The sequence below is a fragment of the uncultured Rhodospira sp. genome, from assembly GCF_937138205.1.
Taxonomy (GTDB): Bacteria; Pseudomonadota; Alphaproteobacteria; order Rhodospirillales; family Rhodospirillaceae; genus Rhodospira.
The window spans coordinates 1-11315 of the sequence record NZ_CAKZOT010000081.1 but is presented as its reverse complement, the minus strand read 5'-3'; the positions used below and the strand labels follow the sequence as shown (position 1 = coordinate 11315).

The following is an 11315-nucleotide window of genomic DNA, read 5'->3' as shown; positions in this document are numbered from 1 at the left end:
GGGCCTCCGGTGGTCTATCGCAGTTTCAGGGTGGACAGGCCGATCAGCGCCAGGATCATGGCGATGATCCAAAAGCGGATGACGATGGTGTGCTCGGCCCAGCCCTTCTTTTCGAAATGGTGGTGCAGCGGCGCCATGCGGAAGACGCGCTTGCCGGTCAGCTTGAAGCTCGCCACCTGGACGATCACCGAGACCGTCTCCAGCACGAACAGGCCGCCGACGATCGCCAGCACGATCTCGTGCTTGGTCACCACGCTGATGGCGCCCAGCGCGCCGCCCATGGCCAGAGAGCCGGTGTCGCCCATGAACACCATGGCCGGCGGCGCGTTGAACCACAGAAAGCCGATGCCGGCGCCGATCAGGGCACCGCAGAACACGGCCAGCTCGCCGGTGCCGGGAACGTGGTGGATCTGCAGGTATTCGGCGAAGACCGTATTCCCGACCAGGTAGGCGATGAGCGTGAAGACGGCGGTGGCGATGATCACCGGCACGATGGCCAGGCCGTCGAGGCCGTCCGTCAGGTTGACGGCATTGGAGGCGCCGACCATCACGAAGGCGGCAAAGACCACATAGAACCACCCCAGATCCAGAAGAACGTCCTTCAGGAAGGGGAACGCGAGGCCGGTGCTCTGGGTTGGGGCGCCCAGGACCACGATCCAGGCGGAGGCGCCGACGGCAATGAGGATCTGCCCGATCAGCTTGGACCGCCCCGGCAGGCCGCCGTGATGGCGCCGCGTGACCTTGAGATAGTCGTCGGCGAAGCCCAGGCCGCCGTAGCCCAGCGTCACCAACAGGACCGCCCAGACGTATCCGTTGGACAGGTCGGCCCACAGCACGGTGGCGATGGCCACCCCGAACAGGATCATCACGCCGCCCATGGTCGGCGTGCCCTGCTTGGTCAGCAGGTGGCTTTCCGGACCATCTGCGCGGATCGGCTGGCCGTTGGACTGCCGGCTGCGCAGCCAGCGGATGATGGCCGGGCCGAAGACGAAGGCGAACAGCAACGCGGTCATGACGGCCCCGCCGGTGCGGAACGTCAGATAGCGAAAGACGTTCAGCGCGCCGAACTGGTCCGAGAGTTCGTACAGATAGTACAACATGACCGTATGCTTTCCCTATGTTGGAGGACCGGCCCGTGTCTCAGGCGGCCGTTCCCTCCGCGTCCTGGAGCGTCAACAGCGCGCCCACCACCCTGTTCATGCGGCTGCCCAGCGAGCCCTTGACCATCACCACGTCGCCCGGACGCACCGCCGCCGCGACCTGCGACGCCAGGTCCTCGGCCGTGGGGGCGTGACCGGCCCGCAGCCGCGTGGGCAGGCTGTCGTGCAGGTGCGCCATCAGCGGCCCGGCGGTGAAAACCATGTCGACGCCGTGTTCCATCATCGTGGTGGCCAGATCGGCGTGCAGCGCCGGGGCGAGGGCTCCCAGCTCCAGCATGTCGCCCAGCACCGCCACCCGCCGGCCGCCAGGGTCCGGCCGCGCCAACGCCAGCGTGGCCACGGCCGCCTTCACGGAGGCCGGGCTGGCGTTGTAACTCTCGTCGATCAGGTGCAGGCGTCCGCCGGGCATGTGGATCTCTCCCCGTTGCCCGCGTCCCTTCGGCGGGGCGATGCGGCCCAGCGCCGCCAGCGTGCGGGCGGGATCGCCGCCCACGGCCTGCACGGCGGCGATGACAGCCAGACTGTTGATGGCCCAGTGGCGCCCCTCGGCCGCCAGCCGGTAGCCCAAGGGCGCCCCGTCGGCGACCATGAACACGCGGGTGTTGCCGGGATCGAGCGCCAGATCGAGCAGGCGGGCGTTGGCTTCCGGGTGGGCGCCGAAGCCCACCACGCGCCCGGCCCCGGCGGCCAGCGCGGCCTTGCGCAGGCGGCGGATATGGCGGCTGTCGCGCGGCAGGATGGCGGTGCCGCCGGGCTCCAGGCCGGCGAAGATCTCGGCCTTGGCGTCGGCGATGGCTTCCTCGGAGCCCAGAAACTCGATGTGCGCCGGGGCGATGGCGGTGATGACCGCCACATGCGGGCGGGTCAGGCGCGACAGGGGCTCGATCTCGCCGGCGTGGTTCATGCCCATCTCGATCACGGCATGGGCCGTGTCGGCGGCCATGCGGGCCAGGGTCAGCGGCACACCCCAATGATTGTTCAGGTTGCCTTGGGTGGAATGCGTCGGCCCCAACGCGCCCAGGGCCAGCGCCAGCATCTCCTTGGTGCCGGTCTTGCCGACGCTGCCGGTCACGCCGATGACGCGCGCCCCGCCGGCCCGGTCACGGGCGAAGCGACCCAGGGCGCTGAGGGCGTCGAAGGTGTCGTCCACCACCAGCAGCCGCGCCGGATCGACGCCGTCCGGCACCCGGTGGACGACGGCGGCGGCGGCGCCGGCCTCCAGCGCGGCGGCGACGTGGTCATGGCCGTCGTGGGTGGGACCGCGCAGGGCCACGAACAGGTCGCCGGGCTGGACGGTGCGGCTGTCGATGGACACGCCGTCGGCCGACCAGTGCCCCTCGGCGCGTCCACCGGTGGCACGCGCCGCCTCGTCTTGGGTCCACAGCGGGCGATGGGTCGTCATGCCGAGCCCTCCCCGTCGCATTGGTGCGCGGCGATGGCGGCGCGGACGTGCGTGGCGTCGTCGAACGGCAGCACGGTCCGGCCCACGATCTGGCCCTGCTCGTGGCCCTTGCCGGCCACCAGCAGCACGTCACCGGCCCCTTTCAGGGCGGCGACGCCGGCGCGGATGGCCTCGGCGCGGTCGCCGATCTCCACCCCGCCCGGGCAGGCGGCCATGATGGCGGCGCGGATGGCGGCCGGGTCCTCGGAGCGCGGGTTGTCGTCGGTGCAGATGGCCAGGTCGGACAGGCGGGCGGCGATTCCGCCCATCAGCGGCCGCTTGGCGCGGTCGCGGTCGCCGCCGCAGCCGAACACGCACACCAGACGGCCGGTGGCGTGGGGGCGGAGCGCGGTCAACGCTGTCTCAAGGGAATCCGGCGTGTGGGCGTAGTCCACATAAGCCACGGCGCCGCCGCGCAGCACCGCCACCTTCTGCAACCGGCCGGGCACGCCCTCCAGCCGTTGCAGAGCGGCGACGGCACGGTCGGCGTAGACCCCCGTGGCCAGCGCCAGCCCCAGGGCGGCCAGCGCGTTCATGGCCTGGAAGCGCCCGGCCAGCGGCAGATGCACGCGCCGCGCCTGCCCCAGCACCGTCAGGCGCAGGTCCTGGCCGTCCACGGTGGGCACGGCCTCGTCGAGCCGCAGGTCGGTGCCGTTGGCGCCGTAGCTGAGGATGCGGTGCCCGCGCCCCCGGCACAACTCCGCCAGGGTCTCGTATTGCGGCACGTCGGCATTAAGCACCGCCACCCCGCCCGGCGCCATGACCTCGCTGAACAGGCGCATCTTGGCCTTCAGGTAGGCGGCCATGGAGCCGTGATAGTCCAGGTGGTCGTGCGTCAGGTTGGTGAAGGCGGCGGCGCTCACCGACACGCCGTCCAGCCGGTACTGGTCGAGCCCGTGGCTGGACGCCTCCATGGCCAGGTGATCGCAGCCGGCCTCGGCCATCTCGGCCAGGATCTGGTGCAGCAGCACCGGGTCCGGCGTGGTCAGCGTGCCGTCGCGGCCGTAGCCGGGCGCGGCGGCGCCGAGCGTGCCCAGGCTGCCGGCCGAGCGCCCAAGCAGCGCCCAGATCTGGCGCGTGAACAGGGCGGTCGAGGTCTTGCCGTTGGTGCCGGTCACAGCCACCACGGTGGCCGGCTGGGGACCGTGGAAGCGCGCCGCCATGCGGGCGAAGGCGCGGCGTGGATTGGTCTCCAGGATCATGTGCACCGGCGGCTCGCCTGGGTCCAGGCGCGTGCCGGTGGGGGCCAGCACGGCGACGGCGCCGCGCGTCACCGCGTCGTGGATATAGGCGCGGCCGTCCGCCTTCGCCCCCGGCAGGGCGGCGAACAGGAAGCCGGGCGCGACCTGACGCGAATCGGCCGTCAGCCCCGTGATCTCCAGGGCTGAGTCCCGTCCGTCCCGGCCGATGTGCAGCGCGCGGCCCATGTCGTCTCCCGTCTCCAATTCCAGCAGATCACTCAGTCGCACCGGCGGCTCTCCTCGCCGCGACGAGTCGGATGTCCTCCTGGTTGGCCATGGCCTCCAGGCTCGGCATCACGCCCAGCAAGGGCGCGATGCGCGCGATGATGGCGCCCACGGTCGGCGCGGCATTCCATCCGGCGGTGGCGAAATTGTGGGTTTCCGGCAGGCCCTGGGGTTCGTCCAGGGTCGCCAGGACCACGTATTGCGGGGCGTCGATCGGAAAGGCGGCGATGAACGAGGGCATCAGCGCCTTTTCGCGGTAGCCGCGCCCGACCACCTTCTCGGCCGTGCCGGTCTTGCCGCCGATCCGATAGCCCGGCACGTCGGCGTTGCGGCCGGTGCCGTCGGTGACCACCCGGCGCATCAGGTCACGCATGGCCGCCGAGGTCCGTTCGCTCACCACGCGGCGCCCCGGGTCGACAGCCTCCGGCGGGCGGTGCAGCAGCGTGGCCGGGCGGGACAGGCCGCCGTTCACCAGCGGCGTCACGGCGTTCACCAGGTGCAGCGGCGTGACGGCAATTCCATGGCCGTAGGAGATCGTCACCGTGTTGATGGGCCGCCAGGGATCGGGAACCAGCGGCTCGCCCGCCTCCGGCAGTTCGATGCTCAGCGGCGACAGCAGGCCGAGGCGGTCCAGAAACGCTTTTTGCGCCGGCCCACCCACCGACAGCGCCAGCCGCGCCGAGCCGATGTTGGACGAATGCACGAGAATCTCGGGGATCGACAGCCACCGGTTCTCCGGATGGTAGTCGCGGATGGTGTAGCCCGCCATGCGCAGCGGTTCCGAGGCGTCGAAGCCGTCCGACAGCCGCAGACCGCCTTCCTCCAGGCCCAGCGCCGTGTTCAGAAGCTTGAACGTGGACCCCATCTCGAACACGCCGAGCGTGGCGCGGTTGAAGCGGGCGTCCTTGGCGGCTTGGCCGTAGCCGGCGGGGTCGTAGTCCGGCAGGCTGACCAGGGCCAGGATCTCGCCCGTGCGCACGTCGGCCACCACGGCCGCGCCGGCGATCGCCCGGAAGCGGTCGACCGCCTGCGACAGCACGTCGTGCACCGCGTGCTGCACGCGGATGTCGAGGGACAGGCGAACCGACCGGTTGTCCTCGCCCAGGCGGGCGTCAAATGCGCGCTCGATGCCGGCGATGCCCCGGTTGTCGACGTCGGTGGCGCCCAGCACGTGCGCCGCCAGCCGGCCGTGCGGATAGACGCGCCGTTCCGCCGGCTCGAAGTCCAGGCCGGGCAGGCCCAGGCGGTTCACCTGGTCCATCTCCAGCGGGGTGAGGTTGCGGCGCAGATAGGTGAACGTCAGGCCCGAGGCCAGCTTGCGCCGCGCGGTCTCGAACGGGATGTCGGGCAGCACCTTGACCAGCCGCGCGGCGGTCTCGTCCGGATCCAGAACCTTGGTGGCGTCGGCGTACAGGTTCACCGTCGGCAGGTTGGTGGCCAGGATCTCGCCGTTGCGGTCAAGGATGTCGCCGCGCTGCACTACGGCCTCGACAGGAGCGCCCCCGCCGGCCGCCATGCGCGCGGCCGCCTCGCCACCGTTCAGGGCCATCAGGTCCACCAGACGAACGGCGATGACGCAGAACGCCAGTGCGAACACGCCGGCGGTGATGGCCAGCCGGAAGCGGCCGACCTCGACCGCCGCCTTGATCTGTCCTTCCATGCTGACGCGCTCGGCGCGGCCCCGGCGCGCGTCGTCGGGCGCGCGAATTTCCGCGCCCGGATACAGGAACGCGCCGCGTTGACGGCGGCTGTGCAGCAGGTCAAGCATCACCGTCTCCCCATGTCCGCGACGATCGTGGGCTTGCGCCCGGGCACCGGAATGGCGTCGGCCTCGCCTGGGTTCAGCACCCGGGGCGGCCGCGCCGGCGGCTCCGTCCGCTGCGGCTCGGCGGACGCTCGGGGCCGGAACGGCAGGGCGTCGATCACCGTCACCCGCTCGGGCGAGACCGGCACCAGGTCCAGGTGGTCGGAGGCCAGCGTCTGCAGCCGGCCCGGTTGGTTCATGTAGCTCCACTCGGCCCGCAGCACGTGGATGGCTTCGCGGTGGCGCTCGTTGGCCTGCTCGATCCCCGCGAGTTCGGTTTCCAGGGCCTGCACCTCGTACTTCAGCAGGAACAGCCCGGTGGCCGCGACCAGCGCCAGGACCGCCCACACCACCGCGCCGCCGCCGCGCATCAACATCCGGATCATGACGCGCCTCCCTCTGCGGGGTCGGGACGGACGGGCGCGTCGGTGCGCTCGGCCACCCGCAGGCGGGCCGACCGGGCGCGCGGATTGGCGGCCACCTCGGCCTCGTCCGGGCGCAGCGCCCGGCGGCCGACGGCGCGGAAGGTCGGCGCCGGGGTGCCGGGATCGTTGGCCGCCGCCGGCAGATGGCGCGACGGGTTGGGCCGGTCGCCGGTGCGTTCGCGCATGAACTCTTTGACGGCGCGGTCCTCCAGCGAATGGAAACTGACCACCACCAGCCGCCCGCCGGGGGCCAGCAGCCGTTCCGCCGCCGCCAGACCGGCCGTCAGTTCGCCCGCCTCGTCGTTGACGTGCAGGCGCAGCGCCTGGAACGTGCGCGTCGCCGGGTCGATGCCCTCGCGCGCCTGCTGGCGCCCCGCGCCCGGGATGGCCGCGCGCACCACCTCGGCCAGCCGCGCCGTGCGGGTCAGCGGTGCCTCGGCGCGGGCGGTGACGATGGCGCGGGCAACGCGCCGCGCGTGGCGTTCCTCTCCCAGGGTGCGGATCAGGTCGGCCAGGGTCTCTTCGTCCTCGGTGTTGACCACGTCGGCCGCCGACGGCCCATCGCATCCCATGCGCATGTCCAGCGGGCCGTCGTGCTGGAAGGAAAAGCCGCGCGCGGGGTCGTCGATCTGGAGGGAGGAGACACCGAGATCGAGCGCGACGCCGTCCACCGACGCCACCCCGCGCGCGGAAAGAAGGGCATCCACGGCGCCGAAGCGGCCCTGGACCAGCGTGAAACGGTGCGGATGCTCCGCCGCCACGGCATCGGCGAAGCGCGTCACGGTCGGGTCGCGGTCGATGGCCCAGACGACGCAGCCGGGCGCGGCGGCCAGGATGGCGCGGCTGTAACCGCCGGCGCCGAAAGTGCCGTCCACATAGACGCCGCCGTCGCGCAAGGCCAGGGCCGCCACCACCTGGGCGGCCATCACCGGGATATGGGGGGGCTTCGCGGTCGTCATGACGCCCCCTTCGGTGCCGGGCGCGCCGCCTCGGCCAGGGCCGGGGCGGTCGGGCGCCGGCCCTTGCTGCGCGCGCGCAACGCGGTGATGTGCTGTTGGTAGGTTTCCGGCTCCCACACCTGGAACGTCTTGCCCAGGCCGACGAACGCCGCCTGGGTGGTGATGCCCGTGGCCTCCATCATCTCGCGCGGCAGCATGATGCGGCCGGTCTGGTCATAGGGAAGCTGCGCGGCGGCGGCGAAGACGAAGTGGTTGATCGTCTCCTGCTCCTCGGAGAACGTGGGGAGCGTTTCCAGTCCGGCGCTCAGTCGTTCCAGGAATTCCATACCGCACCCTTCCAGGAATTCATGCTGGTCTGTGTTGCCGGGGAACAGGATGACGCCTTGGAATTCCTCCTGCTTGAGAGCCGCACGGAAGTTGGCCGGGACGGAGACCCGTCCCTTGCTGTCCACCTTGTTGATGACTGTGGACAGGAACAGCCCCATGGCCGTTCGCCTTTCGTGTCCGTGTGTCGTTCGGCTCCGTGTCCCGCCGCCGCTCTCCCTGCTTCGGAGACACCACGAGTTCTGATCCAGCTTGGGAATTTATGGTATATCGTGGGATAGGATGGTAGTCAATGCCCTGACTGGTCAAACACATGGGATCGAAAGTTTGAGCAGACAGATCACAAGATATTGAGAAAGAAATTGAGAGATATGCGGCAACACGTTGGTATTTTGGCGGGAATCGGCATTCTTCTAGACTCACCCGCAAGACGCGTTCTCTTTATGTTCTCTGTCCGGGAAAAAGGCGTCAGCCCGGGCCGTCCATGGGATGGCATGGGACGAGGCGCGTTCTTTGGATGTCAGAGGGGGACGTCAGAGGGGGCTTAAAAAGGGGGGCGATGGCGCGCAAGGGCGGCTGGACAGGCCGTCCCATGCCGTCCCATGGGGGAGGACCTTGCGGCCGGCCTACTCGTCGCGGCCGCGAATGGAGCGCAGCAGCACCAGCATGAGCACGATGGCCACCACGTTCAGGACGATGATGAAGGCCACCCCCAGCAGCAGGATGGACATGCCGCGCCCGACCTGCATGATCAGGTCGCCGGTCATCCACACCCCGGCCAGGATCAGGCCGATGGCGACGAAAAACAGCACGGCCACCACAGTCAGGCGCGAGGGCCAGCCCGTCCGCCGGCCGTCATCTTCGCGTCCCGCCTCGTCGCGGTCCGTGTCATCACCGTCGTCGGTCATCGCCGGTGCCCATCGCGGGAAAAGGAGGAAGGGGGTCAGTGTGGTGAGCCGCTCAGATTAAGGCCGATGACCCCAATCAGGATCAACAGGATCGAGACTGCCCGCGCCCAGGTCAAGGCCTCGCCGAACCACAGGATGCCGACGACGACGATCAACGCCGTCCCCAGCCCCGACCAGATGGCGTAGGCGACCGAAACGTCCCACTTCTTCAGCGCCAGGGTCAGCATCGCCAGGCTGGCGCCGTAGAAGACGAACACCGCCACCGACGGCACCGGCCGGGTGAAGCCGTGGGCGAGCTTCATGGAGGTGGTACCCATCACCTCCAGGACGATGGCGCTCATCAGGGTTAGCCAGTGCACGGGCGGGTCCTTCCTTGGGCGGTTCGGCACGGCGGGGCACAGGTGCTCCGCCAACCGCGCACCATGAGGGAGCCACGTCCCACTCCGCAAGGGCCATCGCGGCCACGCGCCTATTGCTGCGCGTGTTCCGGCGCCGGATCGTTGTTCGTCCGGGGCTGGCCCGCTCCGCCGTTCAGGATGCGGTCAGGGCCAGGCGCGAGGCGCGGACCGGAATGAACGCGGGTCCCGCGCTCATGCGCTCTCCGACAGGTCCTGCGAAAAGCCGATGGCCGCCCCGGCGGCGTCGCGCAGGATGACCATGCGGTAGCCGGCGGCCTCGAACGGCTCGCGCAGCACCTGGGCGCCGGCCGCCCGGGCTTTTTTCAAAGTGGCCTCCAGGTCGTCGGTACCGATGTAGCAGAACCAGTGGTCGGGGATGCTGTCGAATGCCTCGCCCTCCATCAGGAACAGTCCGGCGACCGGCCGGTCGTCCTTGTGGGCGACCCAGTAGGTCCCGGCGTCGTCATGAGGGGTGAAGGTCCACCCCAGCGTGGCCGCATAGAAGGCCTTGGCACCGTCCAGGTCGCGGGTCATCAGTTCGGTCCAGCAGAACTCGGCGTGCGGATGCGACATGGCCGTAGCCTCCCTTGCTTGTCACGAAACCGGTGTCGAACGGCGGCCCGCCGATCACGGCAACAGCGGCGACCAGGCCGGGTCGGAGGCATCCGTCGGCGTCGGCACCGGGCGTTCGCTGAAGCCGGTCAGGTCGATGCTGTACAGGCGCGTCGCCCCGCCCGGCTGCTGGCGGAAGAACATCAGCACCCGGCCGTTGGGCGCCCAGGTGGGGCCTTCCACCAGGTACCCCTCGGTCAGGATGCGCTCGCCGCTGCCGTCGGGGGCCATGACGCCGATGTAGAATGTCCCGCCCTTCATCTTGGTGAAGGCGATCAGGTCGCCGCGCGGCGACCACACCGGCGTGGCATAGCGGCCATCGCCGAAGCTGATCCGTTCCACCCCGCCGCCATTGGCGCCCATCACATAGATCTGCTGCGAGCCGCCCCGGTCGCTGTTGAAGGTGATGCGGGTGCCGTCGGGCGAGAACGATGGCGAGGTGTCGATGGCCGGATTGTCGGTCAGGCGGCGCGACTGGCGCGTGCGCAGGTCCATCACATAGAGGTCTGAATTCCCGCCGTCGGCCATGCTCATGACGACGCGGTTGCCGTCGGGCGAGAAGCGGGGCGCGAACGTCATGCCGGGGAAATTGCCGAGCAGCTCGCGCCGCCCGGTGTCGATGTTGAACAGGTACACCCGGGGCGTGCCCTGGAAGTACGACATGTAGGTGATTTCCTGCGCCGTCGGCGAGAAGCGCGGGGTCAGCACCAGCGCCTGTCCGTCGGACAGATAGCGGTTGTTGGCGCCGTCCTGGTCCATGATGGCCAGGCGCTTGGTGCGGTTGGTGGCCGGCCCGGTCTCGGCGATGTAGACGATGCGGGTGTCGAAGTACCCCTCCTCGCCGGTCAGCGCCTTGTAGATCTCGTCCGACACCATGTGCGCGGCGCGGCGCCAGTTGGCCGGCTCGGTGACGATCTGCGTGCCCACCAGCTGCTGGCCAGCGAACACGTCCCACAGCCGGAAACCCACCTGAATGCGGCCGTCGGGCAGGGTCTGCACCTGCCCCTGCACCAACGCCTGGGCCTTCAGGGTGCGCCAGTCCTCGAACCGCGGGCGGTCGTCCAGCGAGGTGAAGGTCTGCAGGAACGCGGCCGGGTCGAGCGGCCGGAACAGGCCGGATCCGCGCAGGTCGTTGGTGATGACGGCGGCCACCTCGCGCCCGCGCTGGGCGGCGGCGGCATCGCCGGCCGCGCCGAAGTCGGGGATGGCGATGGGCAGGGGATCCGGGCGCCCGCCGGTGATGTCGATGCGCACTTGGGCGGGGGCGGGTGTGGGCGCGCCCGCCAGCATCAGCGCCACCAGGATCAGGGTGGCCGCACTGAGGGTGGCGCGCAGACGCACGAGGGAGTGGGAGACTCGGAGCATGGCGTCGACCTCTCGTCGCCGGACAGAAGGGGAACTCGTCCCGCCTTGATGACCGGAGAATGGGGCATGATTGGGGCGTGGCGGGACGCATGTCATGGCGGTGGTTTTTGGACGCCGCGAGGTCTTTATCATGGTGCGCGTTAAGCGTACAATCTGGCCATGGTCTCCGAAATGCCCCCCGAAATGCCCATTGTTTTCGACCCGGCAAAGGATGAGGCAAACCGCGCCAAACATGGGCTGTCCCTGACCTTTGTCGGCCCGGTCCTGAAAGGCAGAGTGTTTTCCCGCCTGGATGACAGGTTCGACTACGGAGAGGATCGCTTCGTGACCTTTGGCTGGGTGAGTGGGCGCTTGTATGTCGCGGCCGGCTTATTCACTTGGCTCCGGTGAGCACAGCATGTTGTGCCGCAACGCGACCCCGTCGTACCAGATCGCGCTTCTACCGGAGCCAAG

At 69.9% G+C, this 11315-nt stretch carries 12 protein-coding genes; 1 reads left to right on the top strand and 11 read right to left on the bottom strand.

The window, feature by feature from the left end; all coding sequences use genetic code 11:
* Window positions 1–14: 14 nt before the first annotated feature.
* The 11 genes from mraY to tolB all read right to left on the bottom strand — a co-directional run bounded on the left by mraY (window position 15) and on the right by tolB (window position 10862).
* Window positions 15–1100 (bottom strand): phospho-N-acetylmuramoyl-pentapeptide-transferase, encoded by a 1086-nt coding sequence (gene mraY / locus Q0309_RS11490; RefSeq protein WP_299440807.1) that lies wholly within the window; start codon window positions 1098–1100, stop codon window positions 15–17.
* Between the two features lie 40 nt (window positions 1101–1140).
* Window positions 1141–2562 carry a UDP-N-acetylmuramoylalanyl-D-glutamyl-2,6-diaminopimelate--D-alanyl-D-alanine ligase gene (locus tag Q0309_RS11485; protein WP_299440804.1) on the bottom strand — a complete coding sequence of 474 codons (1422 nt, stop codon included), beginning with the start codon at window positions 2560–2562 and terminating at the stop codon, window positions 1141–1143.
* Complete coding sequence (locus Q0309_RS11480; protein ID WP_299440968.1) at window positions 2559–4028, bottom strand: UDP-N-acetylmuramoyl-L-alanyl-D-glutamate--2,6-diaminopimelate ligase; 1470 nt, start codon at window positions 4026–4028, stop codon at window positions 2559–2561. The genes Q0309_RS11485 and Q0309_RS11480 overlap by 4 nt, the downstream gene beginning before the upstream one ends.
* A gap of 28 nt (window positions 4029–4056) precedes the next feature.
* Complete coding sequence (locus Q0309_RS11475) at window positions 4057–5835, bottom strand: penicillin-binding protein 2 (RefSeq protein ID WP_299440801.1); 1779 nt, start codon at window positions 5833–5835, stop codon at window positions 4057–4059.
* Entirely contained in the window at window positions 5835–6257 is a 423-nt protein-coding gene (locus tag Q0309_RS11470) for a hypothetical protein (RefSeq protein WP_299440798.1), read from the bottom strand. The genes Q0309_RS11475 and Q0309_RS11470 overlap by 1 nt, the downstream gene beginning before the upstream one ends.
* Entirely contained in the window at window positions 6254–7255 is a 1002-nt protein-coding gene (rsmH, locus tag Q0309_RS11465) for a 16S rRNA (cytosine(1402)-N(4))-methyltransferase RsmH (protein ID WP_299440795.1), read from the bottom strand. The genes Q0309_RS11470 and rsmH overlap by 4 nt, the downstream gene beginning before the upstream one ends.
* Window positions 7252–7740 (bottom strand): division/cell wall cluster transcriptional repressor MraZ, encoded by a 489-nt coding sequence (locus tag Q0309_RS11460; RefSeq protein ID WP_299440792.1) that lies wholly within the window; start codon window positions 7738–7740, stop codon window positions 7252–7254. Before Q0309_RS11460 ends, rsmH begins: the two co-directional genes overlap by 4 nt.
* A 465-nt stretch (window positions 7741–8205) precedes the next feature.
* On the bottom strand, window positions 8206–8487 hold the full coding sequence (locus Q0309_RS11455) for a hypothetical protein (protein ID WP_299440789.1): 282 nt from the start codon (window positions 8485–8487) through the stop codon (window positions 8206–8208).
* A gap of 35 nt (window positions 8488–8522) precedes the next feature.
* Window positions 8523–8846 carry a multidrug efflux SMR transporter gene (locus Q0309_RS11450; RefSeq protein ID WP_299440786.1) on the bottom strand — a complete coding sequence of 108 codons (324 nt, stop codon included), beginning with the start codon at window positions 8844–8846 and terminating at the stop codon, window positions 8523–8525.
* 231 nt (window positions 8847–9077) lie between these two features.
* Window positions 9078–9458 (bottom strand): VOC family protein, encoded by a 381-nt coding sequence (locus Q0309_RS11445; RefSeq protein WP_299440783.1) that lies wholly within the window; start codon window positions 9456–9458, stop codon window positions 9078–9080.
* A gap of 54 nt (window positions 9459–9512) precedes the next feature.
* The gene (gene tolB, locus Q0309_RS11440) at window positions 9513–10862 is read right to left on the bottom strand and encodes a Tol-Pal system beta propeller repeat protein TolB (protein WP_299440780.1); all 1350 of its coding nucleotides are present in this window, start codon (window positions 10860–10862) and stop codon (window positions 9513–9515) included.
* 159 nt (window positions 10863–11021) lie between these two features.
* Between tolB and Q0309_RS18630 the strand changes: the two genes are divergently transcribed.
* Window positions 11022–11252, top strand: coding sequence for a BrnT family toxin (locus tag Q0309_RS18630; RefSeq protein WP_366940597.1), 231 nt, complete (start codon window positions 11022–11024; stop codon window positions 11250–11252).
* Window positions 11253–11315: the final 63 nt, after the last annotated feature.

Coding starts and splice junctions, on each gene's coding strand:
- mraY (WP_299440807.1), bottom strand. CDS start 1,100: ATGTTGTACTATCTGTACGAACTCTCGGACCAGTTCGGCGCGCTGAAC.
- Q0309_RS11485 (WP_299440804.1), bottom strand. CDS start 2,562: ATGACGACCCATCGCCCGCTGTGGACCCAAGACGAGGCGGCGCGTGCC.
- Q0309_RS11480 (WP_299440968.1), bottom strand. CDS start 4,028: ATGGGCCGCGCGCTGCACATCGGCCGGGACGGACGGGACTCAGCCCTG.
- Q0309_RS11475 (WP_299440801.1), bottom strand. CDS start 5,835: ATGCTTGACCTGCTGCACAGCCGCCGTCAACGCGGCGCGTTCCTGTAT.
- Q0309_RS11470 (WP_299440798.1), bottom strand. CDS start 6,257: ATGATCCGGATGTTGATGCGCGGCGGCGGCGCGGTGGTGTGGGCGGTC.
- rsmH (WP_299440795.1), bottom strand. CDS start 7,255: ATGACGACCGCGAAGCCCCCCCATATCCCGGTGATGGCCGCCCAGGTG.
- Q0309_RS11460 (WP_299440792.1), bottom strand. CDS start 7,740: ATGGGGCTGTTCCTGTCCACAGTCATCAACAAGGTGGACAGCAAGGGA.
- Q0309_RS11455 (WP_299440789.1), bottom strand. CDS start 8,487: ATGACCGACGACGGTGATGACACGGACCGCGACGAGGCGGGACGCGAA.
- Q0309_RS11445 (WP_299440783.1), bottom strand. CDS start 9,458: ATGTCGCATCCGCACGCCGAGTTCTGCTGGACCGAACTGATGACCCGC.
- tolB (WP_299440780.1), bottom strand. CDS start 10,862: ATGCTCCGAGTCTCCCACTCCCTCGTGCGTCTGCGCGCCACCCTCAGT.
- Q0309_RS18630 (WP_366940597.1), top strand. CDS start 11,022: ATGGTCTCCGAAATGCCCCCCGAAATGCCCATTGTTTTCGACCCGGCA.